25 protein-coding genes are annotated in these 23,944 nt (G+C 64.8%); 12 read left to right on the forward strand and 13 right to left on the reverse strand.

The features are described from left to right. Positions 1 to 2: 2 nt before the first annotated feature. The 4 genes from JMY29_RS03335 to JMY29_RS03350 all read right to left on the reverse strand — a co-directional run bounded on the left by JMY29_RS03335 (position 3) and on the right by JMY29_RS03350 (position 3,214). The gene (locus JMY29_RS03335; protein ID WP_055976891.1) at positions 3 to 713 is read right to left on the reverse strand and encodes an SRPBCC family protein; all 711 of its coding nucleotides are present in this window, start codon (positions 711 to 713) and stop codon (positions 3 to 5) included. Positions 714 to 774: 61 nt separating this feature from the next. Then, the gene (locus tag JMY29_RS03340) at positions 775 to 1,809 is read right to left on the reverse strand and encodes a DUF6707 family protein (RefSeq protein ID WP_189076163.1); all 1,035 of its coding nucleotides are present in this window, start codon (positions 1,807 to 1,809) and stop codon (positions 775 to 777) included. 73 nt (positions 1,810 to 1,882) lie between these two features. Further along, positions 1,883 to 2,422, reverse strand: a complete 540-nt coding sequence (locus JMY29_RS03345) for an NUDIX hydrolase family protein (protein WP_018778016.1) — start codon at positions 2,420 to 2,422, stop codon at positions 1,883 to 1,885. A gap of 78 nt (positions 2,423 to 2,500) precedes the next feature. Further along, a complete protein-coding gene (locus JMY29_RS03350; RefSeq protein WP_189076162.1) occupies positions 2,501 to 3,214 on the reverse strand; it encodes a hypothetical protein in 714 nt (237 codons plus the stop codon). Between the two features lie 84 nt (positions 3,215 to 3,298). Here JMY29_RS03350 and JMY29_RS03355 point away from each other — a divergent pair, with 84 nt between their 5' ends. After that, entirely contained in the window at positions 3,299 to 3,913 is a 615-nt protein-coding gene (locus tag JMY29_RS03355) for a YdeI/OmpD-associated family protein (RefSeq protein WP_189076161.1), read from the forward strand. Here the strand turns inward: JMY29_RS03355 and JMY29_RS03360 are convergent. Then, positions 3,910 to 5,076: a glycoside hydrolase family 76 protein gene (locus tag JMY29_RS03360; protein WP_189076160.1), complete on the reverse strand. Its 1,167-nt coding sequence runs from the start codon at positions 5,074 to 5,076 to the stop codon at positions 3,910 to 3,912. The two genes, JMY29_RS03355 and JMY29_RS03360, sit on opposite strands and share 4 nt — an antisense overlap. Before the next feature lie 92 nt (positions 5,077 to 5,168). Here JMY29_RS03360 and JMY29_RS03365 point away from each other — a divergent pair, with 92 nt between their 5' ends. Next, complete coding sequence (locus JMY29_RS03365) at positions 5,169 to 5,960, forward strand: SDR family NAD(P)-dependent oxidoreductase (RefSeq protein ID WP_189076159.1); 792 nt, start codon at positions 5,169 to 5,171, stop codon at positions 5,958 to 5,960. Next, a complete protein-coding gene (locus JMY29_RS03370; protein ID WP_374757518.1) occupies positions 5,960 to 7,231 on the forward strand; it encodes an acyl-CoA dehydrogenase family protein in 1,272 nt (423 codons plus the stop codon). The genes JMY29_RS03365 and JMY29_RS03370 overlap by 1 nt, the downstream gene beginning before the upstream one ends. Before the next feature lie 23 nt (positions 7,232 to 7,254). Here the strand turns inward: JMY29_RS03370 and JMY29_RS03375 are convergent, their stop codons facing one another. Both JMY29_RS03375 and JMY29_RS03380 read right to left on the reverse strand, forming a co-directional pair. Beyond that, the gene (locus JMY29_RS03375; protein WP_189076157.1) at positions 7,255 to 8,082 is read right to left on the reverse strand and encodes a DUF1684 domain-containing protein; all 828 of its coding nucleotides are present in this window, start codon (positions 8,080 to 8,082) and stop codon (positions 7,255 to 7,257) included. A gap of 232 nt (positions 8,083 to 8,314) precedes the next feature. Further along, on the reverse strand, positions 8,315 to 9,088 hold the full coding sequence (locus JMY29_RS03380) for a hypothetical protein (RefSeq protein WP_189076156.1): 774 nt from the start codon (positions 9,086 to 9,088) through the stop codon (positions 8,315 to 8,317). Between the two features lie 149 nt (positions 9,089 to 9,237). Between JMY29_RS03380 and JMY29_RS03385 the strand changes: the two genes are divergently transcribed. The 4 genes from JMY29_RS03385 (at position 9,238) to JMY29_RS03400 (ending at position 15,152) form a co-directional block, all read left to right on the forward strand. Then, positions 9,238 to 10,785 carry a sigma-70 family RNA polymerase sigma factor gene (locus JMY29_RS03385; protein ID WP_189076155.1) on the forward strand — a complete coding sequence of 516 codons (1,548 nt, stop codon included), beginning with the start codon at positions 9,238 to 9,240 and terminating at the stop codon, positions 10,783 to 10,785. Between the two features lie 11 nt (positions 10,786 to 10,796). After that, on the forward strand, positions 10,797 to 11,720 hold the full coding sequence (locus JMY29_RS03390; RefSeq protein WP_189076154.1) for an ATP-grasp domain-containing protein: 924 nt from the start codon (positions 10,797 to 10,799) through the stop codon (positions 11,718 to 11,720). Between the two features lie 239 nt (positions 11,721 to 11,959). Next, a complete protein-coding gene (ppc, locus tag JMY29_RS03395; protein ID WP_110504971.1) occupies positions 11,960 to 14,758 on the forward strand; it encodes a phosphoenolpyruvate carboxylase in 2,799 nt (932 codons plus the stop codon). Positions 14,759 to 14,846: 88 nt separating this feature from the next. Further along, on the forward strand, positions 14,847 to 15,152 hold the full coding sequence (locus JMY29_RS03400; RefSeq protein WP_189076153.1) for a hypothetical protein: 306 nt from the start codon (positions 14,847 to 14,849) through the stop codon (positions 15,150 to 15,152). Here the strand turns inward: JMY29_RS03400 and JMY29_RS03405 are convergent. Next, the gene (locus JMY29_RS03405) at positions 15,149 to 15,808 is read right to left on the reverse strand and encodes a DedA family protein (protein WP_035733737.1); all 660 of its coding nucleotides are present in this window, start codon (positions 15,806 to 15,808) and stop codon (positions 15,149 to 15,151) included. The two genes, JMY29_RS03400 and JMY29_RS03405, sit on opposite strands and share 4 nt — an antisense overlap. Positions 15,809 to 15,862: 54 nt before the next feature. Here JMY29_RS03405 and JMY29_RS03410 point away from each other — a divergent pair, with 54 nt between their 5' ends. Then, positions 15,863 to 16,402, forward strand: coding sequence for an O-acetyl-ADP-ribose deacetylase (locus JMY29_RS03410; RefSeq protein WP_189076152.1), 540 nt, complete (start codon positions 15,863 to 15,865; stop codon positions 16,400 to 16,402). A gap of 21 nt (positions 16,403 to 16,423) precedes the next feature. On the opposite strand, the gene JMY29_RS03415 is transcribed toward JMY29_RS03410, so the two are convergent. Further along, positions 16,424 to 17,356: an RluA family pseudouridine synthase gene (locus tag JMY29_RS03415; protein WP_039239687.1), complete on the reverse strand. Its 933-nt coding sequence runs from the start codon at positions 17,354 to 17,356 to the stop codon at positions 16,424 to 16,426. 151 nt (positions 17,357 to 17,507) lie between these two features. Between JMY29_RS03415 and JMY29_RS03420 the strand changes: the two genes are divergently transcribed. Beyond that, positions 17,508 to 18,146: an ArsR/SmtB family transcription factor gene (locus JMY29_RS03420; protein ID WP_189076151.1), complete on the forward strand. Its 639-nt coding sequence runs from the start codon at positions 17,508 to 17,510 to the stop codon at positions 18,144 to 18,146. Continuing rightward, the gene (locus JMY29_RS03425; protein ID WP_189076150.1) at positions 18,139 to 18,831 is read left to right on the forward strand and encodes an SRPBCC family protein; all 693 of its coding nucleotides are present in this window, start codon (positions 18,139 to 18,141) and stop codon (positions 18,829 to 18,831) included. Before JMY29_RS03420 ends, JMY29_RS03425 begins: the two co-directional genes overlap by 8 nt. A 40-nt stretch (positions 18,832 to 18,871) precedes the next feature. On the opposite strand, the gene JMY29_RS03430 is transcribed toward JMY29_RS03425, so the two are convergent. Then, positions 18,872 to 19,447 (reverse strand): TetR/AcrR family transcriptional regulator, encoded by a 576-nt coding sequence (locus JMY29_RS03430; RefSeq protein ID WP_229778625.1) that lies wholly within the window; start codon positions 19,445 to 19,447, stop codon positions 18,872 to 18,874. Positions 19,448 to 19,526: 79 nt separating this feature from the next. On the opposite strand from JMY29_RS03430, the gene JMY29_RS03435 reads away from it, so the two are divergent. After that, positions 19,527 to 20,021 (forward strand): DUF4188 domain-containing protein, encoded by a 495-nt coding sequence (locus JMY29_RS03435; protein ID WP_189076148.1) that lies wholly within the window; start codon positions 19,527 to 19,529, stop codon positions 20,019 to 20,021. Here JMY29_RS03435 and yczR read toward each other — a convergent pair. After that, entirely contained in the window at positions 20,018 to 21,472 is a 1,455-nt protein-coding gene (yczR, locus tag JMY29_RS03440) for a MocR-like transcription factor YczR (RefSeq protein ID WP_189076147.1), read from the reverse strand. The genes JMY29_RS03435 and yczR overlap by 4 nt on opposite strands. Before the next feature lie 61 nt (positions 21,473 to 21,533). Here yczR and yczE point away from each other — a divergent pair, with 61 nt between their 5' ends. Then, positions 21,534 to 22,163: a membrane protein YczE gene (gene yczE, locus JMY29_RS03445; RefSeq protein ID WP_026267203.1), complete on the forward strand. Its 630-nt coding sequence runs from the start codon at positions 21,534 to 21,536 to the stop codon at positions 22,161 to 22,163. Positions 22,164 to 22,178: 15 nt separating this feature from the next. Here yczE and JMY29_RS03450 read toward each other — a convergent pair whose 3' ends face one another. Continuing rightward, on the reverse strand, positions 22,179 to 23,438 hold the full coding sequence (locus JMY29_RS03450; RefSeq protein ID WP_189076146.1) for a glycoside hydrolase family 26 protein: 1,260 nt from the start codon (positions 23,436 to 23,438) through the stop codon (positions 22,179 to 22,181). A gap of 1 nt (position 23,439) precedes the next feature. Then, a complete protein-coding gene (locus tag JMY29_RS03455) occupies positions 23,440 to 23,877 on the reverse strand; it encodes an STAS domain-containing protein (RefSeq protein WP_189076145.1) in 438 nt (145 codons plus the stop codon). Between the last annotated feature and the right edge of the window lie 67 nt (positions 23,878 to 23,944).

The raw sequence follows: 23,944 nt of genomic DNA on the forward strand, positions 1-23,944 counted from the left end.
GGCTACGACCCGTAGTTTTCAGCTTTCCAGTTGTCCCACGACGACCGGATGTCCGCCAAGGTGTGGGCCCCCAGATCGTACGTGGAGGCAATCACCATGGAGCCGCCGTCGGGCCTTTTCTCCGGAATTGGCAGCTGCTCGGCGACGATCAAAAGCCCATCCCCGTGCTCGGCGTAGCTGTGGACGGTGAGGCCAACCTGGTGCCGGCTCTTGAACCAGACCTTGCCGGAGATCTTCTCACCCGTCGCGAGAGTGAGTGAGTACTCCTCCCCAACGGGCGGCAAATCTCCGAGCCCCAGCTTCTCGATCGCGGGGCCGCCTTTGCCCGGCAGCGAGACGAAGTGCGTCCGCCGGTGCCCGTGCGGGTGCCGTTCCAGGGCGAAGCGCAGCTGATGCAGGAACGTGAGCCAGCCCTGCGTGATGTCCTCGTCCCAGTCAGCCCACTCGGAATCGTGGTCCAGGGCGACCCTGGTGATTCTTACTTCCGTGCCGCCGGAGACGGGGTGCAGTTCAAAGATGTCCCCGCCGTTGACGGTGAGGCTGGTGTGATCGGGTCCTTCCACAACGTCCGTGTTGAAGTAGATTTGCTTGATTTCGTCGGCGAGATCGTCGGCTTCCCAACCGTGCCATTGGGCAACCAACGACGGTTCGCGCAGCATGTTCCAAACCTGCTGCGCATCGGCATTAACCACAACGCTCAGATTGTTCGTCATGGCCCCGAATCTACCGCCGTTGGCGCCCACATAACAGGTCTTGAATTTCCCGGAAAACGGCTTAGGCGCGGACCGATTCCAGTTCGTTTGCGATCCTTCGGGCCAGCTCGTCCTCGCCAATGGTCTTGGACCCGCCGTGGGCGCGCAGGAACATCAGCGCTTCGAGGCGCAGGAAGCGCCATTCGCGTTCGGCTTCGTGGTTGCCGTTGTCGATCGCGCGGAAGATTTCCTTGTCATAAAGGTTGGGTTCGTTGAGCGAGCGCTGCCGCACCCTGGCGTTGATCCGGGCCTTGAACGGGTCCTCTTCCTGGGACTCCGGTGCCCGGAGCAGCTTCTCGTAGACGGCGGCGCGTTCAGTCTGGCCGGCCTCGCGGCAGATGAAACTGGACAACGCCAAAGCACGCTCGATCGACGCCCACCGGTCCAGGTTTCCATCGAACGGCAGAACGTTCAGCAGATCCGCGACCTCCAAAGCGTGGTCCGGATCCCGCAGCACAATGCACAGATCGAATGCGAGGTTGCTGAGGTCCCGGAGGCAGCTTCCGGATTTGGTGTTGATGCCCTTCGCGAGCCGGTCTGCGAGCACTTGCACGCCGTTTTTGCCCTTGTGGTTGGCCGCGGCGGCGCTCACCACAGCTTCCGGGGTTCCTTCGGGTTCGGGAATGAGCGCGAGTTCTTCAGCACTCGGTCCGGTGTAGGCGGGCGGCGTTTCCGGCCGTGGAGGCACGACGACGGCGGGTCCGGCGGGAGCATCGGCGTCGGCTTCGGAGGAGGTGCTGGAGTCCGTGGTGCTGGAGTCGGCGGTGCCGGAGTCGGGCCCGGGCGAGTCGGCCGTGCCGGCGTCGCCGGCGTCCGCGCCTGAGTCGGCCGGAGCCCCGTCACCCACAGGAACACTGGACGCGACAGCGATCCGCACCGTGCCGCCGTCGTCCATTGCCAGGCGCAGCAAAGCGGCAACGCCGTAGTCATCGTTTTCGACGTCGATACTGACGATTTCCTGGGCCGGCCCGTCACCGGGCGGGAACACAAAGTCCCCGGGCCGCAGGTCCCCAGCCTGCTTCTCTCTGTACTGCTGTGTGGCTGGGCTGTGAGTCATCGGAAGTCCTTTGGTTCTCTTGGGGTCCGCCGTCCAGTCTACAAAGACGCGCTGCTGCCGGGGCCGGGACCCGCTAGAGGATCACGCCCGAGAATGCCAAAGCCTGCCGCACGAGGTTGCCCCGGCCGCCGTCGAATTCCTGCTGGACGTTCTCGCTCAGCACTTCCTGCGGCGTCATCCAGGTCAGTTCCAGGGCGTCCTGGCGCGGATCGCATTCTCCGGTCACCGGAATGACATAGGCGAGGGAAACCGCGTGCTGGCGGTCGTCCGTGAAGCCTGTCTGGGACGGCGCCGGGAAGTATTCGGCCACGGTGAAGGGAACGGGGCTGATGGGCAGTTGCGGGAAGGCCAGGGGACCGAGGTCCTTTTCCATGTGCCGTAGAAGCGCCGCGCGGATGGTTTCGCGGTAGAGGACGCGGCCGGAGACGAGATAGCGCACCATGTTGCCGTCGGCGTCGCCTTGCAGGAGCGTGCCAACCTCGTTCACGTATCCGAGCGGATCCAGCCGGACGGGGACGGCCTCCACGTAGACCATGGGGAGGCGGCCGCGGGCTTCGAAGAGGTCCTCATCAGAAAGCCAGCCTGGATACGGGTCCGGTGTACGTACGCTCATGGTTAAGTTCTACCGCATCCCCGGCCGAAGTTCCGTGGAGGCATTCCGGTTGCCGGGGCCGTTACGCTCTCGGCTGTATTACGGATGGGAGCCGGGGGCCTTCTCCACCACAATCGACGCCGGCGCGGAACCGCCCACGGCATCCGGATTGGCCACGTACAGGACGTCCTCGCTGATCCTCGCCTCGATGTCCGCTGCCTTCAGCCGTCCCAGCAAGGATTCCAGGTCGCCGTCGTATTCGAACGCGAGGTCGCCGTTGGTGCTGTCCGCGCCGTGGATTACCCGCAGGACGCCGCCGTTCTTCGTGGTGAAGGAGGCCGATTCGTCGTCGTCGGCGCGTGGGCGTGCGCCGATGTTCCGGAGGTCGACGGCGGCCAGGGCCACCAGCGGGCTGACCCAGGTCGCCACGACAGTGAGGGCGGGATCAGCGTCGGCGGACGTGGCCCAGGAGCCATCAGCGGCACGCGTGGCCGGGAAGGCGAAGAACTCGAATCCGTCGTCCGAGGAGATCCGGACGGCAGGCCCGTCGGGGCCATGGTGGACTTCGGCCTGCGTGCCGTCGTCGTCGGTACGCCGCGCGAACTCTTCCAAATCTCCTGCCTCGACGCTGAAGACCGTGCTGCCATCCAGGGGGTGTCCGTGCTCCACACGCCCCAGGGCGACGCGCCCGGAACCGGCGTCGAACTCCAACCAGTCACCGTCCTCGACGGTCACCACCAAACCCAGGGCCCGCATGAGTACGGACCACTGTTCCGGACGGGACGTGTAATGGATGGGGCGTGCGCGCAACATTGGTCCTCCAGGTTCTGGGCGTCGTTCCAAGCCTATTCCGCGTGCCCGTATCGGGTCCCGCCCTTTCACCAGCAGAATGGGACCATGCCCATTGAGCTTGAGGAATTGGTAGTCAAAGACGGCACGGCCTGGCGCGCCTGGCTGGCTGAACACGCAGCAGAGAGCCCTGGCGTGTGGTTGATCCTGCACAAAAAGGGCGGCAACGTCACGGAACTGGACTACGACGCCGCCCTGGACGAGGCCCTGTGTTTCGGTTGGATCGACGGGCAGTCCAGGAGCCGGGACGCCGAAAGCTACTTCCAGCGCATGACCCCGCGGGGTCGCCGCAGCATCTGGTCCGCGCGGAATGTGGGCCATATTGCCCGGCTCGAAGCCGAGGGCAGGATGACCGACGCCGGCCGCGCGGCCGTCGACGCTGCGAAAGCCGACGGCCGCTGGGAGGCTGCCTACGCCGGCCCTGCCGACTCCGTGGTTCCGGACGACCTCGCCGCTGCCATCGCCGCTGTTCCTGAGGCGCAGGCCATGTTCGACGTCCTCACGTCCCAGAACCGCTTCGCCCTGGTCCACCGCACCAACCTGGTCAAGCGGGCCGATACCCGGGCGCGCAAAATCGCCGGGTTCGTGGAGATGCTGTCCCGCCACGAAACGCCTTATCCGCAAAAGAAACAGCCCGCCACACCCCCGAAACCCGCCGGCTAAAGCGTGGCGGCGGCCTCGAAAGTCATCCAGGCCTGGAGTTGGGTGGAAAGTTCGACGCCGGCACCCGCCGGATAGGTCTCGGTCGCCGGACTCAGGGGGTTGGGGGAGAAGAGCAACGGAGTGTGTCCTGTCGGCGTGCCGCGCACCAATTCCGGTGCTTCACGGCGGCCTGTCCAAAAGGCCCCGGCGGTGGCGAGGACCAGTTCGCGGGCAACCGTGCGCGCCTCCAAGGGAAGCCGTTCGTCCCGTCCCGCCAAAGCGAGGTAGCGGACCAGGATCCCGGTGAACAGGCCGCCGTCGCCGGTTCCATCGCCTCGGATCACCCGGGTGCCGGGAACCGTCAACTCCCGGTCAGTGGCCGCCACCAGCTGCGCTGCCCGTTCAAGGTTGTCCGGGCCGCCGAGTTCCAGCAGCGCCCCAAGAACCGGGCCTTGGTTGTAGGTGTACACGGCTTCCTCCAGGACGGGTTCACCGTTCCTGATCCGGATCCCGTCCTGATAAACGCCGCGTTCGGGATGAAGCAGCCTGGAATTGAGCCATCCCACCAGGGCCTGTGCCCGCTCGCGGCGGCCGGTCCGGGCGAAATACAGGGCCACGGGTGCGGTAGCAGGAGTGTTCTTGAAGTCCCTCTTGGTACTCCAGAACGTCCCGCCGCCCAGATCGTCAGTGGACGCAGAATCGAACTGCAGCGTCAACCGTTTTTGGATGTACGCGTTGCGTCGGCGCCCCGGTTTCCGGGTCTCCTCCGCGAGCCTTTCGAGCCTGAGCGTTGAGAGGGCGAGCCATGCCATGTCGTCGTAGTAGTGGTTCTCGAACCTGAACAGGTTCCTTAGCCGGATAGTGGTGACCAGCCGGGAAGCGAGCCTTCCGGCGCTCGGGCGGGACCCGCCGTCGAACCTTGTTTTCCTGGCGAGCTCCCGGCGACCCGTGTCCACCAGGCAATCCACATAATGTGCCTGCCACCAGTAGTGCCAGGGGCCCAGCAGGCTGCGGAGCGTGTTCCCCGGGATCCTGATGGCGCCGATGTGCGTGCCGGGCAGGAAGAGCAGCCGCCGCCCGAAGCTGCGGGTCACGGAACGGGCTGCCTGGTCGGCGCGGCCGGCCCAATCGGCATCATCCGGGGTGGGGAGCGGTTGGTTGTCGAGGGCATCGTGCACGGGCATGGGAACAGCCTATCCGGGGACCGGGCGTGCACTGGCTCACAATTCCAGTTAACATGCATTAACGGATTTGGGTTCTGCATCAAGGAGGATGGATGGACATCAACGGCACGGTGGCACTGGTCACTGGAGGAGCTTCAGGTTTGGGCGCTGCCACCGCAAAGCGCCTGTTCGACGCCGGAGCATCAGTGGTTCTGGTGGACCTGCCCCAGTCCGCAGGCGAGGCCTACGCGGCGGAACTCAACGCCGGGAGCAGCGGAGGCAAGGCGGTCTTCGCTCCTGCGGACGTCACCAACGAGGCCCAGGTCCAGGCCGCCGTGGACGCGGCGACATCACTGGGGCCGCTGCGCATCGTGGTCAACTGCGCCGGTATCGCGACGCCGGGAAAGGTCCTCGGCCGGGACGGCGTCCTGCCCTTGGAGACCTTCAACAAAGTGATCCAAATAAACCTCATCGGCACGTTCAACGTGATCCGGCTGGCAGCTGCTTCCATGGTGGAAACAGAACCGGTGACCACCGGGCTGGGTGGTCCCGAACGCGGCGTCATCATCAACACCGCATCCGTGGCGGCCTTCGAAGGCCAGATCGGTCAGCCCGCCTACGCCGCCTCCAAGGGAGCGGTGGCTGCCATGACGCTGCCGCTGGCGCGCGAGCTGGCGCGCTCGCTGATCCGGGTGGACACCATTGCCCCGGGCATCTTTGAAACACCCATGATGGCCGGACTTCCCCAAGCGGCCCAGGACTCGCTGGGCCAGCAGGTCCCGCACCCCGCACGCCTGGGCCGGGCCGCCGAATACGCCAACCTGGCCGCGCACATCGTGGAAAACGCCATGTTGAACGGTGAAACCATCCGCCTGGATGGGGCCATCCGGATGGGCATCAAATGATGGGCGACTACAGCGGCACACCGGTAACGGCGGGATCCTCAGGTGGCACCCAGGCGTCAGCAGCGGATCTTCCCACAGCGGACTTCTTCGACTTCGAGTCGCTCCTGAGCGTCCAGGAACAGCGGAAACTCAACGAACTCCGGGCGTTTCTCGCCTCCGAGATCGCGCCGTACGCCGGGCAATGGTGGGAGAAAGCGGAATTTCCGGAGCATATCCTGCCGAAACTCGCCGCGCTGCGGCTCAGCGCGCCGGCCCAGCGGGGGTATACCCATCTTTTCGCCGGCCTGGTCATCGCGGAGATGACGCGCGTCGACACCTCGATCGCCACCTTCTTCATGGTCCACCACGATCTCTTCGTCGAGTCCCTGTACGACTTCGGCAGCGACTCCCAGCAGGACCGCTACCTCGACGACGCCTCGAACCTCCGCACCACAGGCGCCTTTGCGCTCACCGAACCGGACCACGGTTCCGACGTCGCCGGTGGCATGGAAACCACGGCCCGCCGCGTGGCACGCCCAGCGTCCGACGGCGGCGACTACTGGGTGCTCAACGGCGCCAAGCGCTGGATCGGCAACGGGACGTTCTGCGATTACATGCTGGTATGGGCCAAGGACGAAGCCGACGGAGCCGTGCGGGCATTCATCGTGGACGCTTCGTTGCCCGGCATCACCAGGAGCCGGATCGAGAACAAAATCGCACTCCGGACCGTGCAGAACGCCGACATCGTCTTCAGGGACGTGGAAGTGGCCGAGGCAGACAGGTTCTCAGGCATCAGCAGCTTTGCCGACACCAACCACCTTCTGCGCGGCTCCCGCATCATGGTCGCCTGGCAGGCGGTAGGCCAGCAGTTGGCCGCTTTCGACGTCGCCCGGCAGTACGCCGTCGAGCGCTTGCAGTTTGGAAAGCCGCTGGCCAGGTTCCAGCTCATCCAGCAGCACCTGGTGGAAATGCTCGGTAACGCGGTGGCCAGCATGGGGATGATGGTCCGCATAGCCCAACTGCAGGAGGATATCTTCACTGACGCGCATGGTCTCCGGCACGGTGGTGCGGATATGGCCCAAGTGGCGCTCGCGAAGGCCTACTGCAGTGCGCGGATGCGCGAAACCGTGGCGCGGGGCCGTTCCATCCTGGGCGGGAACGGGATCGTCACCGATTACCGGATGGCCAAGATCTTCGCTGACGCCGAGGCAATCTACACCTACGAAGGCTCCTATGAGATCAACTCGCTGATCGTAGGCCGCGCCGTGACGGGCGTTTCCGCTATCGCCTAGGCCCAGGCCGGAGCCGGGGCTGCCTAGGCCTGGGGGACCTTCTCACCGGCCTCCACCCGGACGTCGATCGAATTTCCCCGGACGGGCATGGGGCAGGTGCCGTATGGGGTGAAGGCGCTGGGGTAGTTGATGGCACGGTTGAAATCGATCACCACCGAGCCGTCAGGCCGGGGCCGGGGAATGAAGACCTTGCGCCACTCGTCCGTTGTGTCGCCATTGGTTTCATCGTGGAACGTGACGTTGAGCGCGCCGAGCTTCTCCGCCTCGGCATGGAGCCGGATCCCGTGCCCGATGCCGGGGACTTGGAAAACAACCTCGCCCACGGAACGGTGTACGCCGTCCACCAGGGGGTTGGCCGTTCCGATGGGGACGTCCTGGGGTTCTTCATACGGCTCGAAGCGGCCAGTGACCACCCAGTCAGGGTTGTAGTCGTAGGTCGGCACGCCCGTGAACTCTGTCAGGACCGGAGATGCGTCATCCCGGGTCCGGATGGCGTACTTGTCGGCACGCATGGCCAGCTCAACCACTACCTGCTTGCCGTCTGCGCCTCCGCACTGGACCCACATCAGGGATTCTTCGTCTTCCAAGACCGCGCTGATGGTGCCGTCCACCTTGTCACCGCTGGCCACCAATGTGAGGCCGTCTGCGGCGCTGGCAGTCAGAAATGCTGTTGTTCCGTCAGTGGACCAGAGCCCGGGCGCGAGCTCGACCTCGGACGGTTCTTCGGCCAGCCACTGGAAGGAGGTCAGGGTCAGCCAGCCATGCCCTGTGGCAAGCGCTGAGTTACGGCCCTCACGGAACCGCTCCCATCGGGCGATCCGCGGGTCGGTTGCTGTGGCAGATGAACTCATGGCTCTCCTTGGCTGGCGGTGGTGCGTTGGTGCACTTTCCTCAACCATGCACCGGGCTGCGGCATTCCCCGAATTCCTGTCGCCGGCACATGGCGTTGGAACGGCTCGCGCTGGCCCCCAACCCATGCCAGCGCGAGCCGCGTTTGATGGTCGATCCCCGGAGAGCCCGGGAACGATCCATCAGAGGGTGAGTGGCCGTACCGCGCATTTCATGACGCGATGGAACCGGGTCTTAGCTCGATTCGAAGAAAGAGACCACCGGGGCTTTGGAGGGGGCGGCTGTTGATACTGCCGCCGTCCCTCCTGCCAGTGGATAGAACTTGATGCGCGACGGCCTGAGGGCGCCGTCACCGACCTCCTCCATGGCTGTTCTGCATTTCATCACCCGGGCGAGGTTGCCTTCACTGAGCGGAAAGAGAACATGGACCGCGGAGTCCAAGTACATGGCTGTGGCGCCTGTTCCACCCAGTTGCGCCTTGACGACCTCCCCTATGAGGGCCAGCAACGTCCAGCAATGACTGCGGGTTTCCTGCGGGCCGGGAACCGAGATGACGGCCAGTGCGTGTGCCCCCTGACATTCAGTGGCGATCCCGGACACTTCATGGATGCGTCGCTGAAAATGGGCTTTGCTGGCCAGGCCCGTGTACACGTCGGTGCAGGAAATGGGCGGGGCCGTCTCAGCAACTTCCGCCCAGCCTTCTGCCAATGATTGGAGGGCATCGATGTCCAGGGATTGTTTGGCCGCAGTAAAAAGTGCCCTGAAATCCGTCATGGTCTCGCCGATACTCACTCCGTTCCTCGCCCTGGCGGCGCCCAGGGATTTGGCTGAGGTTGCCGGAACCGCCGCGCTTGTGGCGAGGGAAGTCACCACGGAGCGGACCTCCGGCTGAAACCAATCCGAGCGGAAACGCCAGCCGGCCTGATAGCTGGTGCTCTGCCATCTGCGCAGCAGAAGGTGCCGCGCAAAGGTGCATTCGCCCAGTGATTTGGTGCGGAACGATGTCATATTCGAGCAGTGCACTTTTCGGGCGTTTCGTGACGAAACAGCTCCAAGAGATCGTTGGTAAACATTGTGGACAAATTCGCGTCACGACTCCCGGGCGACCCCCACTTCATATGTATGGGCAGGGTTCATTACGTTTTGGGGGCGCTTAGATGGCACGGCGGTCACGCTCGAGCAACAAATCAAACCGCGGAGTCAACGACGATGGACATCTGATTGAGCTGGTCCGCAGCGGGGATATGTCGGCCTTTAACCACCTGTATGAGCGGCACGTAGCCATTGCCTCCACCGTTGCCAAGCGCAATGTGGACAATCCGAGCGATGCTGAAGATGTCGTGGCCGAGGCCTTCCAATCAGTTCTTCAGAGCCTGGTGGCCGGCAAAGGCCCGGACACATTCTTCCGGGCATATCTGTTGTCCACGGTGACCCGGTTGTCGCATCAGCAGAATCGTAAGAGCAGCAGGGTTGTTCCCAGCGGGGATGATTCGGTGCTGGACCAGACCATGGCCGAGCCCGATGCCGCCGTCCAGGCTTTCGAGTCGAGCACGGTGGCCCGGGCGTTCCGCTCATTGCCGGAACGGTGGCAGGCAGTCCTGTGGTACCTGGACGTTGAACGCATGAAACCGGCGGCTGTTGCGCCAATACTGGGAGTGTCGGCCAACGCCGTTTCCGCTTTGGCTGTACGAGCCCGTGAAGGTCTGCGGAGACAGTACCTGCAGTTCCACCTTGACGAAAAAGCCGAGGGCGCCTGCGCGGAGTTTGTCACGAAGCTCGGCTACTTCATTCGCGGCGGCCTCTCCAGCGGTGCCGAGGCCAAAGTCCGCGGACACTTGCGCGGCTGTGCAGAATGTACGGCAGCCCTCGCCGAGCTGAACGATGTCCAAGGAACCATGCGTGCCGTGCTTCTGCCCCTGATCACGGGCATCCCGCTTGCAGCATGGGTGGGGAAAGGTGCCGGACTTGGGATGCTGGGCGGGATTCTGCCGGTCAAGGGTTTCCTTGCCGTACCTGCGCTTGCGCAGCCGGCGGTCATGGCCCTCTCCACTGCTGCCGCCGTTGGATTGGTGCTCGGTGCCGTGGGAATCGTCGACCTCATTTCGCCCGATGCTTCATTGGAGCCCCGGGCCCTTGAAACCGGCGCTGTGCATGTGGATCCCAGTCCATGGCCCTTCATACCCCCGCTCCCACCTACACCCACTACCGCGCCCACACCTGCCCCTGCTCCCGTGGAAGAGCAACCGGTACCCGTCACTTCCCCTGAACCGGTGGCGACGCCTGCTCCGGTGGCGACGCCGTCCGCCGCCACCGCGCCCAAGCCGCCTTCGACGTCGCTGGCCGTTGTCGGCGGTTCAGCGAAATGGGTCACTACGACGGATCGGAACGGCGCGAAGACTTCCAGCATTTCAAGCTGGGACATCGCTTTCACCGCGTCAGGCACACAACCCCTGGGTAACGGCAAAGTCGTCATTGCGCTGGAAAACGGTGACCTGATCCAAGCCAGGTCCGTTGCGGCTCCTGATGGTTGGTCGTGTTCGGCAGCAAGTTCCAATGCTGTCTCCTGTGTAACGGATTCAGTCCAGAGGAGCGACCTCCACTTCCATCTGGAGTCCGCCCCCAAAGTGCCCAATACCGGCGGAGTGCTCAGGTACTCCCTCAGCGGCACGGGGCTCACGCCGGCCAACTTTGCCTGCGAGTACTGAGGGGAGTTGCGATGGTGCGGGTGTTGGTGACAGGTGTTGGCGGTTCGGCCGGGCTTTCTTTGTCCCGTCAGTTGCGGGACCAAGGACACTGGGTTTTGGGCGTTGACATGCGGCGGGTCCACGCTTCGGCGGCAGATGCTTTGGCAGTGGTTTCGCCAGTCGACGCACCGGCGTATTTGTGGGAGCTGCGCGGACTCGTGGCGGCCCACGGGATCGAGTTGGTCATCCCTACGGTGAACGCGGAGCTGCTCACCGCCTCGGTTGCCCGGGAAGGTTTCGCGCCAGGGGTGGAGGTGCTGATCGCCGATCCGGCTCCGATGTCCATCGCGCACGACAAATACCTGACGATGGGATGCCTTGCCACCGCGGGGGTGGGAGTTCCCGATTTCGGGTTGCCGGGGGACTTCAGCTCCGTTAACGAGGCCATGGCCAGGATGGGCGGATGCCTGGTGGTGAAGCCAAGGGTTTCGCGTGGTGGCCGGGAGGCGCGGGTGTTGAAAAGACACAGCGACGGCGGCCGGAACGCCGAACGGTTTTGGCGTTCCCTGGATGACTCCTGGCTTGTTCAACGCTGTGCCTCCGGAACCGGATACGCGTCAATGGTTCACAGAGATGGAGCAAGCCATGACCACGACACCCTTGTGGTGGTCCTGGAGAAATCCAAGCTCACCCGCGGACGTCCGGACAACGTGGCCCCGCTCAAGAGACTGGAAGCGTCGATGGCACCGGACGTGGCCAGGACGGCAGCGGCAGCGACTGAGGCTTTGGGGCTCACGGGCGCCGCTGCCATCGACATCCGTCGAATGCCCGACGGGCGCCCTGTGGTTGTGGAAGTCAATGCCCGCTTTGGTGCCAACAGTGCCTATGCGCCCGAGCTCCTGGAGCGCGCCATGAGGCAGTACGCGGCCGGGCAGATGCTCCGGGGAGCCGTGTGACTGATTGCAGTCCGGCAGGCTGGCTGGAACGAGCTCGAACCAACCGGGTTGGGACCCGGTGGCCGTCGCGGAGCCCGGCATAGTGCGTTACGGCCGGGAGGAGAAGCCCGTGCCAAATTTTGAGACGCATTCTTTGCTGGGGTCGGGGCCGGGTAAGATCCCGTAGGAAACAACAGTAATCCGGCTCACAGTATCCAGCGCAGTGTACGGGCCAAACCTGACCCCGAAGGTATGTATCCATGGTTCACACTGCCCATCAAGACACCGACCTCGCTGCAGAACTGCGGGCCGACGTGCGTCGCGTTTCGACTCTTCTGGGGGAGTCGCTGGTTCGGCAGCACGGTCCGGAATTGCTCCAGCTCGTGGAGCAGGTGCGTCTGCTGACCAAGGAATCGAAGGAAGCCGCGCGGGGCGGCGCGGATGCGACGGGTCCATGGAGCGCGCACGACGTCGTAGCCCAGGTCCGCGAGTTGCTCGCCTCCCTGCCACTGGACCAGGCGACGGATCTGGTCCGCGCCTTTGCGTTCTATTTCCACCTCAGCAATGCGGCCGAGCAAGTGCACCGCGTCCGGGGACTCCGCACCCGTCAGGAAAAGGATGGCTGGCTGGCCAAGGCCGTGTCCGAGATCGCCGGGCAGGCAGGCCCGCAGGTTCTCCAGGACGTCATCAATGAACTCGATGTGCGTCCCATCTTCACGGCGCACCCCACGGAGGCTTCGCGGCGTTCTGTGCTGGACAAGGTCCGCAAGCTCTCTGATGTCCTGGCCGAAGCTACGGAGGAAGGCACCTCGGCGAGGCGCCGCCAGGACCGCCAGCTTGCCGAAATCATCGACCAGATGTGGCAGACGGATGAACTCCGCCAAGTGCGCCCCACTCCGGTGGATGAAGCGCGCAATGCCATCTACTACCTGAACAGCATCCTCACCGACGCGATGCCGGAGATGCTGACTGATCTGTCCGAGCTCCTCGAGGAACACGGCGTGAAGCTGCCCGCAGCGGCTGCCCCTCTTCGTTTTGGTTCCTGGATTGGTGGAGACCGCGACGGCAATCCGAATGTGACGGCTGCCGTGACCCGCGAGATCCTGCAGCTCCAGAACCAGAATGCCGTGCGGATCAGCATTGCCCTGATCGATGAGCTCATTTCGGTCCTGTCCAACTCCACGGCCCTTTTCGGTGCCGACCAAGCGCTCCTTGATTCCATCACCGAGGACCTGAAGAACCTGCCGGGCCTGGACAAGCGCATCCTTGAACTGAACGCGCAGGAGCCGTACCGGCTCAAGCTGACCTGCATCAAAGCGAAGCTGATCAACACGGGCCGCCGGGTTTCCGGTTCCACGCACCACCAACCGGGCCGCGATTACGCCACCACGTCCGAGCTGCTGGCAGAGTTCGGCTTGCTCGAGGATTCCCTGCGGAACCACTCGGCCGGGCTGGTGGCCGATGGTGCCCTGGCGCGCGTTCGCCGGGCCATCGCCGCCTTCGGCCTCCACCTGGCCACCCTGGACATCCGTGAGCACGCCGACTACCACCATGACGCCGTCGGACAGCTTGTGGACCGCCTCGGTACCGAAAAGCCGTACGGCGAGCTGACCCGCGAGGAACGGTTCGCGTTTCTCGGTGCGGAGCTCGCGTCACGCCGGCCCCTCTCCGGCCACCCGATCAAGCTCGAGGGCACGGCAGATGGCACGTACGACGTTTTCCGGAGCATCCGCCAAGCACTGCACACCTATGGCCCGGACGTGGTGGAAACCTACATCATCTCCATGACCCGAGGCGCGGACGACGTCCTGGCCGCAGCTGTGCTGGCCCGCGAGGCCGGCTTGTTCGACCTCTTCGGAGCCAAGCCCCACGCCAAGATCGGTTTTGCTCCGCTGCTGGAAACCGTGGAAGAGCTGCGTGCTTCGGCGGAGATCGTGGACCAGTTGCTGTCCGATCCTTCGTACCGCGAACTTGTCCGCCTCCGCGGCGACATCCAGGAAGTCATGCTCGGGTACTCGGATTCCAATAAGGAGTCCGGTGTGATGACCAGCCAGTGGGAGATCCACAAGACCCAGCGCAAGCTGCGAGACATTGCTGCGAAGCATGGCGTGCGGGTGCGCTTGTTCCACGGCCGCGGCGGTTCGGTTGGCCGTGGTGGCGGACCTACCTACGACGCCATCATGGCCCAGCCGAACGGTGTGCTCGAAGGAGAGATCAAGTTCACCGAGCAGGGCGAGGTCATCTCGGACAAGTACTCGCTTCCTGAACTGGCCCGCGAGAACCTTGAACTGTCCCTGGCGGCGGTGATGCAGGGTTCGGCGCTCCACCGCACTCCGCGTACCTCCGAAGACGAGCGCGAGCGCTACGCCAACGTCATGGAGACCATCTCCGACGCCGCGTTTGCCCGGTACCGCAAGCTCATCGACGATCCCGACCTTCCTGCCTACTTCCTCGCCTCCACCCCGGTGGAGCAGCTGGGGTCCCTGAACATCGGATCACGTCCTTCCAAGCGTCCGGATTCCGGGGCAGGACTCGGCGGGCTCCGTGCCATTCCGTGGGTCTTCGGGTGGACGCAGTCCCGGCAGATCGTTCCGGGCTGGTTCGGTGTGGGCTCAGGGTTGAAGGCTGCGCGCGAGGCCGGGAACACCGGACAACTCGTTGAAATGATGGACCGTTGGCACTTCTTCCGTTCAGTTATTTCGAACGTGGAAATGACCTTGGCCAAGACGGACATGGAGATTGCGGGGCACTACGTTTCCTCCTTGGTCCCTGAGGAACTGCACCGCTTGTTCCACATGATCCGTGACGAGTACGAACTCACCGTGGCTGAGGTTGAACGGCTCACCGGCGAGATGGAGTTGCTGGACGCCCAGCCGACGCTGAAGCGTTCCCTGGAAATCCGCGACCAGTACCTGGATCCGATCAGCTACCTGCAGGTGGAACTTCTCCGCCGCGTGCGCGAGGAGTCGGTCTCCGGCGCCGAGATCGACGAGCGGCTTCAGCGGGCCATGCTCATCACGGTCAATGGCGTGGCAGCCGGCCTGCGCAACACGGGCTAGGCGGCCGCCGGACCGGAATGCTCCCTCACTTCCTGGTGGGGGAGCATTCCTGCTTAAGCGGGCCACGGGAGGGCGTTAGGGTGGTGGGATGCCGTCGTTCCAGACCAAGTTGAAGATCACTGGCCTCAAACCGGGCAACGCTCCGGAGTCCGTCATGGCCGCAGCGGTCGAAGCCTTGGAAACCCGCCACCACGTTGAAGCGAACCAGCTGGATATCGTTGGCGGCGTCCCGCAGATCAGCCTTCGTTTCATGGTGGATGCCAGGGACTATTCGGGTGAGAACGACGAAGCCCGGAGTTCGGCTGCGATGATGCGTGACGCCGTCGAGCGTGTTGCGGTGACCGGCAGCCTGTACGTGCTGCGCCGGAACCGGGGCCGCTGGTCGCCTGTCTAGGGCTGCAGGCCCTCTTCGGGCCGCGCTACGTCGCCGGGAGCGTCGCCGTCGAAAGGTTCGTCCACGGGGGAGCGGGTCCCGCGCCGCCGCGTGACGATCAGGCCAACAACCACGCCGATCACCAGGCCCACACCAACGCCGATGAGCGAGCTGGCCCAAAACGGCAGCTTGGTGGTGGAACCGGTGAAGTAGCCCAGACCCACCTGCCACACAGCCCACAGGACTCCGCCCAGGCTTGCACACAATCCGAATCCGCGGACCGAAACGTTGGCAATTCCTGCTGCGGCCGACGTCGCGAGCCGGCCGCCGGGGATGAAGCGCGCGCCGATAATTGTCCCGTAGGTGGAGGAGCGGCCGGCTTTGGCGATGGCCTCGTGGATTCCGCGGTGGACCCGGCGGCCCCATGACCAGCGGTCCAGGACATGGCTGATCCGCCGTTTGAACAGAAGGAAGACCGCCATGTCCCCGAGCCAGGATGCGAAAGCGGCCAGGAAAAGAATCAGCCAGAAGTTGGCGTGTCCATCGGCTGCGAGCGCTCCACCGGTGATGACCACCATTTCGGAGGGGATGGGCGGGAAGATGGCATCGCCCAGCACAATGGGGACGATCCACAGGTAGATAGCGGATCCCCATGTCTCCGGGGCAGTGATGTCCATGGGCACAAGGTACCGCACTTGCCGACCCCGCCGCGCGGGCGCGAGACTGTGGGCATGCGCATCGACATCCTGCACGGTGACATCACAACGCGTTCAGTGGACGCAATCGTCAATGCAGCCAATTCGTCGCTGCTCGGTGGAGGGGGAGTGGATGGGGCCATTCACCGGGCCGCCGGTCCGGACCTGCTTGATGCGTGCCGGGGGCTGAGGCACGCGGAATTGCCCGGCGGGCTGCCGGTTGGCGCGGCTGTCGCGACGCCTGGCTTCCGGCTTCCGGCACGTTGGGTCATCCACACGGTGGGCCCCAACCGGCATGCCGGAGAAACTGATCCGGCATTGCTTGGATCCTGCTTCCGCGAAAGCCTGAAGGTGGCGGTCGGACTTGGTGCCCGGTCCGTCGCCTTCCCTGCGATCAGCGCCGGAATCTATGGGTGGGACGCCCATCAGGTTGCCGAGGTGGCGTTCGACGCCGTCGGGTCGTTTGCGTCGTCGCCAGCGGAACGCGATACGGCCGCTGGTCCGCTGGAGTTGGTGGAGTTCGTGCTGTTCTCCGAGGACACGACGGCAGTCTTCCGGTCCGTGTTCGACGCCTGACGCCGGCCACCTTGGGTTGCTTTAAGAGGGGTGGGCTTCGCTGAGTTCCAGCTGGCTCCGGTATTCCACGGGCTGCTTGGTGATGGGGTCCACGAAGGTGATGCCGCGTGCCAGGAGTTGGAGCGGCTTGCTGTAGTCGTCCGGGGCTTTGTCCAGCAGGTCCGGATAGAAGGCGTCATTGACGATGCCCAGTCCGAGCGAAGCCATGTGTACCCGCAATTGGTGTGTCTTGCCGGTGTGCGGCTCCAGCCGGTACAGCGCGTGCTGCCGGGGGCCGGCGTCGAACGTCCTTACCTGCTCTATCCGCGTTTCCGCGTTCGGTTCGCCGTCGATGACTTCGGCCAGCAGGTAGCTGCGGGACTTGGTCATGCGGTTGCGGACGGTGGCGGGAAATTCGACGGCGGGAAAACCTGCGGCAGGTGTCGCGGCGGACACGCACTCGTATTCCTTCCGGACCTGGCGCTTCTCGAAGAGGACCTGGTACTTGCCGCGCGTCTCCGGGTTGGTGGAGAGCAGGAGCAGGCCGGCAGTCATGCGATCCAGCCGGTGCATGGGGATGAGGTCCGGGAGATCCAGCAGGTTCCGCAGCCGGACCAGGGCGGATTCCTGGATGTAGGTTCCGCCGGGGGTGGTGGGGAGGAAGTGCGGTTTGTCCACCACGAGGATGTGCTCGTCCTGGTGGAGGATGCTGATCTCCACGGGCAGCCGGGTTTCCGGGGGCAGGGTGCGGTAGTACCAGATGAAGGTGTGGTCCTCCAGCTTGGTGCTGCGGGTCAGCGGTACGCCGCCTTCGCCCACGATTTCGCCGGCATCGAACCGGTCCTCGATGCCCTGGGGGTCGATGTGTCCCCAGCGGTGCATCATGTAGTCCATCGCGGTGACCCAGGGCCCCTCGTCCGGGAGGCGGAGGCGGGTCGCGTTCACGCCGTCGCGCACGGGGAGGGGGGATTGCATCACCGGGCAATTCTACTTTGCCTGCGTTGTGAGGCCTGCTTTGCGTCCAATTCGTGGCTGAAAGCGCGCAGACAAGGCCCCACAACAGATGCAGCTTCCGAACATAAAAAAGTTCTTGACAATAAAAGTTGTCGGTTGCCATACTGTAAGCATGTTGGACATCGAAGTGATTGAGGACCCGGCGGCGGCGGAAGCTTCGCTGGACCCCATCCGGACGCGGATCCTCCGGGAACTCGTCGAGCCGGCGTCGGCCACGCAACTGGCTGCCAAAGTCGGGCTGCCCCGCCAAAAGGTGAACTACCACCTCAAGGCCCTGGAACGCCACGGCTTGGTGGAACTGGTGGAGGAGCGGCGCAAAGGCAACGTCACGGAACGGGTCCTGCGCGCAACGGCGGCCTCCTACCTGATCTCGCCCGTTGCCCTGGCTTCCGTCGCGCCGGACCCGCGGCGGTTCTCCGACCACTTCTCGGCGTTCTGGCTGTTGGCGCTCGCCTCCCGCACCGTCCAGGAGATGGGCAAGCTCATCTCCGGTGCGGCCCTGGCAAGGAAGAAGCTGGCCAGCTTTGCCATCGACGGCGAAATCACTTTCCGCTCCGCCGCTGAACGCGCGGCGTTCGCTGAAGAACTTGGGGTGGCGGTGACGCGCCTCGTGGACAAGTACCACGACGGCGGTGCTGCCGCGGTGGCGGGCGGCGGGCGCAAGCACCGGCTCGTCGTCGTCCTCCACCCCGCACTGAAGACCCCCTCGCAAACGGAAAAACCGGCAGATAAGGACCAAAGCAATGACTGACAACCGTAAATTCGAAATCGTGGCGGACACCGAGCTGCCCGGCACGCCCGAACGCGTCTGGAACGCCGTCACTGCCGACACAGCGGCCTGGATGTTCCCCACGGACCAGTGGCCCGCGGAGAAAACGGTGGAGGAGCACCCCACTCATTTGGTGTCGCGGATGGAGGGCCCCGACGGCTGGTTCAACCAGTTGGAACACGTCCTTGAGCCGTTGGAAGGTGGCCGCGCCAAGCTGCACTACGTCCACAGCGGGATTTTCGCCGACAACTGGGATGAGCAATACGACGGCGCCAGCAAGCACACCCGCTTCTACCTGCACACCCTGGGCCAGTACCTGCAGTACTTCGACGGCAAGCCGGTGACGTTCACGGACATCCAGGCGCTGGCGGCGTCGCAGGTGCCGGATGGTTTCGTGCAATTGAAGAAGGCCCTGGGAGTCGACGGCACCGCTGCCGGGACTGCTGTTGACCTGGAGCTCGACGGCGTTGGGCGGCTGAGCGGCGAGGTGGACTTCTCTGATGAGAACTTCCTCGGCCTGCGGACGGCGGATGCCATGTACCGGTTCTTCGGCCGCAACGTTTTCGGGGCCCCGGTGGGGATGACCGTGCACGATTTCAGTGGTTCCGGAGATGCGGAGCTGACCGCGAAAACCTGGGGTGCCTTCCTGGAGAAGGTGTACGCGTAGGGTTCCCCTGCCTGGGTGCCTGGGTTCCCCTGTCCGGGGATTAGGGGGCCCAGGCGCGGGCCACCGATTCCAGGGCGGCTTCGTAAATGCCGGCCCAGTCGGTTTCCGGCGCATTCATCCGGGCCAGTTCCAGGCCCACCAGGCCGTGGACCTGGCCCCAGATAGCCATAGACACCACCGTAGGGTCTCCGGCCCGGAGCCTTCCCGCTTCCTGCGCGGAGGTGACCGCCTCCACCAGGGGAAGCATCGAGTCGGAGGCGACTTCCGGCGTCGGAGTGCATTCGACGTACGCCGCGAGCGCGCCGCCGAACATCAGTCGATACAGCGCCGGGTGGTCCAGGGCCCAGGTCCGGTAAGCCCGGCCAAGGTCCAGCAGGCCGCCCGGAGCCGCCTGGCGCTGGGATTCACCAAAGGAGCGGAAGCCGTCGTCGATGGCTGCCTGCAGCAGCTGGGCCTTGCCGCCGAAAAGCGAGTAGATGGCCGAGGTTGACGTTTCCGCTGCCGTGGCGACGTCGCGCAGGGTGACGCGGGCGGGGCCCTCGCGGTCGACGAGTTCGGCCGTGACGGTCAGGAGTCTTTGCTGGACCAGATGGTCATGAACGATGGGTCTTGCCATGCCTTCCATTGTTTCATAACATCGTTTCATAACGTTGTTATGAAACCGGACCTGAGAGTCCACAAAGCGAAGGAATGTCATGGCACAAAAAGTCTTTCCCGGCCGCTTCACCGCGGACATCGGCCGCAGCGACGTCACGGTCTTCCTCATCGGCATGCGGGCCAACAAGTGGTGGAAGATGGGCCAGGTAGCCAAGGTTGCCTCGGCCATGCCCGCCATGATGCAACACCTCGCCACCAACCCTGACGCCGGCCTGCTCGGGAGCGAACAGTGGTTTGGGCGCACCACCATCATCCTGAGCTACTGGGAAAGCCCGGAACACCTGCGGCGGTTCGCGGCGGACCGGGACTCGCCCCACCTTGGGCCCTGGCGGAAGTTCATGAAGGAGATCGCGGGCAGCGGCGACGTTGGCGTTTGGCACGAGACGTACCAGGTTCCCGCGTCCGGCATCGAAGTGGTGTACAACGGCATGCCGCTGTTCGGCCTGGCCAAGGCGACAACGCAGGTTCCCATCGGCCCCGGCACGAACACGGCCAAGCAGCGGATGGGTTCAGCAACCCGCGCGGGGCACTAGGCGACCGCGACGGCGGTGGCCGGCCCGGTCTTGAGCGTGCGGCGGAGCTGGGGTGTTGCGTCGAGCCTGTCCTGGGCGGCGCGGAGCGCACCGACGGCAATCTCCAACTGAGCCGGGGGCAAGGTGTAGGGCACGCGCAGGTAGTGCTCGAACGCGCCTCCCACGCCGAAGCGCGGACCGGCGGCCAGGCGCACGCCGAAGTCAGGTGCCAATACCGTCAGGGCGGTGCTGCATGGACTCGGCAGCCGGCACCAAGCAGTCAATCCACCCTTGGGCGTTTCCACCTCCCACTCGGGCAATTGCTGCCCCAGGAGTCGCAACAGTGATTCCCGGTTATGGCGCAGCTCCTCGAGGCGTGCGTCCAGGGGATCGGAGAACGACCTGATCAGGCGCGCCGCCGCCAGTTGCTCAACCACGGGGCCACCCAGATCCATGACGGTACGGGTCGCTATGAATCGGGCAACGAGGTCCTCGTCCGCCCGGATCCAGCCGGTCCGCAGGCCCGCCCAATGCGACTTGCTGAGCGAGCCGATGGAAACCACGGCGGGACTGAAGGCGGACATCGGAGCCGTGCGGACGCCGTCGAGGTTTAACCCGCGAAGCGTCTCATCAACAACCAGCACCGTCCCCACGGACGCGGCCGCGCGGGCCAGTCGCCGGCGCTGCAGATCGGACATGATGCGCCCGGTCGGGTTGTGGAAGTCCGGAACGAGGTAGGCCATCGCGGGCCGCTGGTGGTTCATCATGGCCACCATGGCGTCGATGTCCCACGCCGGAGAGGTTCCCGCAGGCAAGGCGACCGGGAGGATCCGGCATCCTGCGGCACGGATGGCATCCAGTGCGTTGGGGTAGCTGGGGTGTTCCACCATGACCCGGTCCTGCTTGCCCGCCAGGGTCCGCAGCACGATGTTCAGCGCATGCTGCGCCCCGGAAGTGACAAGGATCTGGTCAGGGGTGGTGGGCACGCCTTCTGCCGAGTATTTGTCCGCGATCGCCTCGCGAAGGGCCGCTACGCCCATGGCGTCGTAACCGAAGCCCGGCAGGAGCGCCGGCAGCTCGGTGAGTGCTTCCGCGAAGGACCGGTGTACTGCTTCACCCGCCGCGGGCAAGGAGGCGTAGGCCAAGTCGAGGATACCCTCCGGTGCGGCCAGGCCGGGCATGCTCGCCGGCGTCGAGCGGAAGGGGATGCAGGTCCGCCCGCGGCTGCCCTGCCCGGCCGTGAGGAATCCTTGTTCCCGGAGGCTCGCGTACGCGGCCGTCACGGTGGTGCGGCTGACGCCCAGCGACTGGGCCAGCGCCCGCTCGCTGGGCAGCGCGACGTCCAGCGGGATGCGACCGTCCATCACGAGTAAACGCACGACGTCGGCGAGCTCGCGGTAGGCGGGCAGGACGCCGGCGTTCCACTGCCCCAGGAGGCGGAGGAGGGCGGTGGGATTCAGTGAGGGAGCCATAAGACCAGTATTCCAAACTGGCTATGGAATACAAGGCCAGTTTTCTTGGAGGATGGAGAACATGATGACCCGCAGAATCACTCAACTCCTGATCGGCCTGGCAATGTACGGCATTTCCCTGGCCATGTTCATCCGGGCCGGCCTTGGGCTGGACCCTTGGGATGTGTTCCACCAAGGCCTGTCCCAGAAGACCGGCTTCAGCATCGGCGTAGTGGTCATCGCGGTCAGCTTCCTGGTTCTCCTGCTCTGGATCCCACTCCGGCAGATGCCCGGCATCGGTACCATCGCCAACGCGGTCCTGGTGGGCCTCTTCGCAGACCTTGGACTCTGGCTTATCCCGTCGTTCTCGCACCTCGGCGGGCAGATCGCCATGCTGGCCGGCGCCGTGATCCTCAACGGCATCGCCTCCGCCTGCTACATCGGAGCCCGTTTGGGTCCCGGCGCGCGTGACGGGCTCATGACGGGCCTTGTCCGGCGCACCGGGTGGTCCGTGCGACTGGTCCGCACCGGCATCGAAGTAGTGGTCCTGGCTGTGGGGTTCCTGCTTGGCGGCTCCGTGGGAGTGGGCACCGTGGTCTACGCCCTGGCCATCGGTCCGATCGTGCAGGTCCTGCTGCCGAAGTTCATGGTCCCGGAGCGGCCAAAGGCAACGGCCCCCACGGAAGCCGTGGAGGCCGCAGCCGCTGCGTGAGCCTGGTCCTCCCGCCTAGCGGCACGCCCCCAAGTCCTCGCCGTAGCGCAACCAGTCCGGCAGGTCCCGGGCCAGCGCGTCGCGGATGGTGGGCGATCCTGCGCTCCTCCAGTCGACGTCGTCGTTAATCTCGATCTCGTACTTCTTCCACTCGAACCAGTTGATCATTTTCAACTGCGGATACTTTTGGTGGGTTTCGGCGGAGAAGACCTGGCGCCACCATGCCTGCTTGACGTCCAGCTCGGAGGCCCCGCTGCGGGCAGGAGTGAAGATCGCTGCGGTCTCCGGGATGGCCACAGGGCGGTTATGGTCCACACCGTACACCTGGTAGAAATCCGGCACGGCACTGTCGTTACCTGCTGTGCCGTTGTACGTGCCCGTGAGCATGGCCAGGAACTTGCCCGGTTCGGCAATGTCGTTGTTGCCCCAAGGCCGCTGGTTGCCCCAGTGATACAGCGACACCCCCACCCAATCCACGGCGTCATCCCCCGGATAGTAGGGAGCGTAGGTGTCATCGGACATCGTGAGCGTGCCATCGTGGTCGGTGTCCAGCGCGGCAAAATCCGGAGTGCCCGGACGGGCCGCGAACTGGCCACCCGTGAACGGATAGCCTCCGCCGTAGTTGGGCGCCCACATCATGGAGGTGCCGGGGGCTTGGGAATGAATGGCTGCCGCCACCTTCCGGAACACCTCCACGTAGTGGATCGGCTGCTGGCCCCACGAGTACCAGGAGCCGTTCATCTCATGCGCAAAACGCACGACGACGGGCGTCCCCTGATCGTTGATGGCCCGCAAGTCTGTGGCCAATTTCGCGATCACCTCATCGCTCATGGTCGCCAGGCCGCCGTGCGGCTCAAGGGTCAGGAGCAGCGCACCGCCTGTTGCCCGGACCTGGGTGACGGCGTTCGTGGTGTGGGACCACGTCTCGTCGTCGTAGGGGATGTCCGAGAACTGGACCACCACCGCGGGATCATGGCCGAGGTTTGCGCGGTGTTCGGCCAAGGTCTCTGAATCCCAATCCAGGTTGACCCCAAGAAGCACGCCATCTTTGGGAATGATGGATGCCGCATCGGCGGCCTTGCACAAGGACAACGCCTGGACGATGGGGACCACTTCCCTGGAAGCGAACCCCAAACCGGTGGCGGCCAGTGCTGTTACCAGGACGGGAACAAGAAGGCTTGCACGCCTCCGTTTGCGGTCAGGATGGCCAGTGAAGGAAGGCGGAGCCGGCTTCTGGCGCGGCGGCCGTGGCGGAGACACTAATGTCCGGGCCATGTCAGCCCCAACCAAGAGTGCGTGGACGTCGGGTGAACAGGTTGAGCCAGGCGAACCTGGACGTGAGGTGGCGTGCACGCACGAGTGTCCGACCACCGTCTACGGCTTCCTCGCGGTTCTCGTAGACACGGGCGACTTGCCCCAGATGGGCCTGGAGGCGGGTGGTTTCGAGCGCCAGGGAGTTACCGAAGAGGCGAAGATCTCCTCCGCGGGCGCGCAGGAAGTGCAGCACCTCCAGAAGACCGACGACGCCGGACGCGCCGATGGTGGTCACTGCGGTCACGTCGAGCAGGACCAGCACGGGCCCGTCGGTTGCTGCCTTGGCTGAGTCCTGGCGGATGGCCTGAACGGTTGCCGCGTTCAAAGCGCCGGTTAGGGTCAGGTCGACGTGCGCCAGTGATGTGGGGATGATGTTGTGGACGCGGGAAAGTGTGGACATGGTGGTCGCTCCTGGCTGGGGGTTGGAACGGCGGTCGTGGGGAAAGGTAGCCGGTCAGCTCTCACTG

Source organism: Paenarthrobacter nicotinovorans, from assembly GCF_021919345.1.
Classification (GTDB): Bacteria; Actinomycetota; Actinomycetes; order Actinomycetales; family Micrococcaceae; genus Arthrobacter; species Arthrobacter nicotinovorans.

Coding starts and splice junctions, on each gene's coding strand:
- JMY29_RS03390 (WP_189076154.1), top strand. CDS start 10,797: ATGGTGCGGGTGTTGGTGACAGGTGTTGGCGGTTCGGCCGGGCTTTCT.
- yczE (WP_026267203.1), top strand. CDS start 21,534: ATGATGACCCGCAGAATCACTCAACTCCTGATCGGCCTGGCAATGTAC.
- JMY29_RS03420 (WP_189076151.1), top strand. CDS start 17,508: ATGTTGGACATCGAAGTGATTGAGGACCCGGCGGCGGCGGAAGCTTCG.
- ppc (WP_110504971.1), top strand. CDS start 11,960: ATGGTTCACACTGCCCATCAAGACACCGACCTCGCTGCAGAACTGCGG.
- JMY29_RS03350 (WP_189076162.1), bottom strand. CDS start 3,214: ATGTTGCGCGCACGCCCCATCCATTACACGTCCCGTCCGGAACAGTGG.
- JMY29_RS03355 (WP_189076161.1), top strand. CDS start 3,299: ATGCCCATTGAGCTTGAGGAATTGGTAGTCAAAGACGGCACGGCCTGG.
- JMY29_RS03415 (WP_039239687.1), bottom strand. CDS start 17,356: ATGCAATCCCCCCTCCCCGTGCGCGACGGCGTGAACGCGACCCGCCTC.
- JMY29_RS03455 (WP_189076145.1), bottom strand. CDS start 23,877: ATGTCCACACTTTCCCGCGTCCACAACATCATCCCCACATCACTGGCG.
- JMY29_RS03405 (WP_035733737.1), bottom strand. CDS start 15,808: ATGGACATCACTGCCCCGGAGACATGGGGATCCGCTATCTACCTGTGG.
- JMY29_RS03370 (WP_374757518.1), top strand. CDS start 5,960: ATGGGCGACTACAGCGGCACACCGGTAACGGCGGGATCCTCAGGTGGC.
- JMY29_RS03430 (WP_229778625.1), bottom strand. CDS start 19,447: ATGGCAAGACCCATCGTTCATGACCATCTGGTCCAGCAAAGACTCCTG.
- JMY29_RS03410 (WP_189076152.1), top strand. CDS start 15,863: ATGCGCATCGACATCCTGCACGGTGACATCACAACGCGTTCAGTGGAC.
- JMY29_RS03360 (WP_189076160.1), bottom strand. CDS start 5,076: ATGCCCGTGCACGATGCCCTCGACAACCAACCGCTCCCCACCCCGGAT.
- JMY29_RS03450 (WP_189076146.1), bottom strand. CDS start 23,438: ATGGCCCGGACATTAGTGTCTCCGCCACGGCCGCCGCGCCAGAAGCCG.
- JMY29_RS03380 (WP_189076156.1), bottom strand. CDS start 9,088: ATGACATCGTTCCGCACCAAATCACTGGGCGAATGCACCTTTGCGCGG.
- JMY29_RS03400 (WP_189076153.1), top strand. CDS start 14,847: ATGCCGTCGTTCCAGACCAAGTTGAAGATCACTGGCCTCAAACCGGGC.
- yczR (WP_189076147.1), bottom strand. CDS start 21,472: ATGGCTCCCTCACTGAATCCCACCGCCCTCCTCCGCCTCCTGGGGCAG.
- JMY29_RS03375 (WP_189076157.1), bottom strand. CDS start 8,082: ATGAGTTCATCTGCCACAGCAACCGACCCGCGGATCGCCCGATGGGAG.
- JMY29_RS03385 (WP_189076155.1), top strand. CDS start 9,238: ATGGCACGGCGGTCACGCTCGAGCAACAAATCAAACCGCGGAGTCAAC.
- JMY29_RS03435 (WP_189076148.1), top strand. CDS start 19,527: ATGGCACAAAAAGTCTTTCCCGGCCGCTTCACCGCGGACATCGGCCGC.
- JMY29_RS03425 (WP_189076150.1), top strand. CDS start 18,139: ATGACTGACAACCGTAAATTCGAAATCGTGGCGGACACCGAGCTGCCC.
- JMY29_RS03335 (WP_055976891.1), bottom strand. CDS start 713: ATGACGAACAATCTGAGCGTTGTGGTTAATGCCGATGCGCAGCAGGTT.
- JMY29_RS03345 (WP_018778016.1), bottom strand. CDS start 2,422: ATGAGCGTACGTACACCGGACCCGTATCCAGGCTGGCTTTCTGATGAG.
- JMY29_RS03340 (WP_189076163.1), bottom strand. CDS start 1,809: ATGACTCACAGCCCAGCCACACAGCAGTACAGAGAGAAGCAGGCTGGG.
- JMY29_RS03365 (WP_189076159.1), top strand. CDS start 5,169: ATGGACATCAACGGCACGGTGGCACTGGTCACTGGAGGAGCTTCAGGT.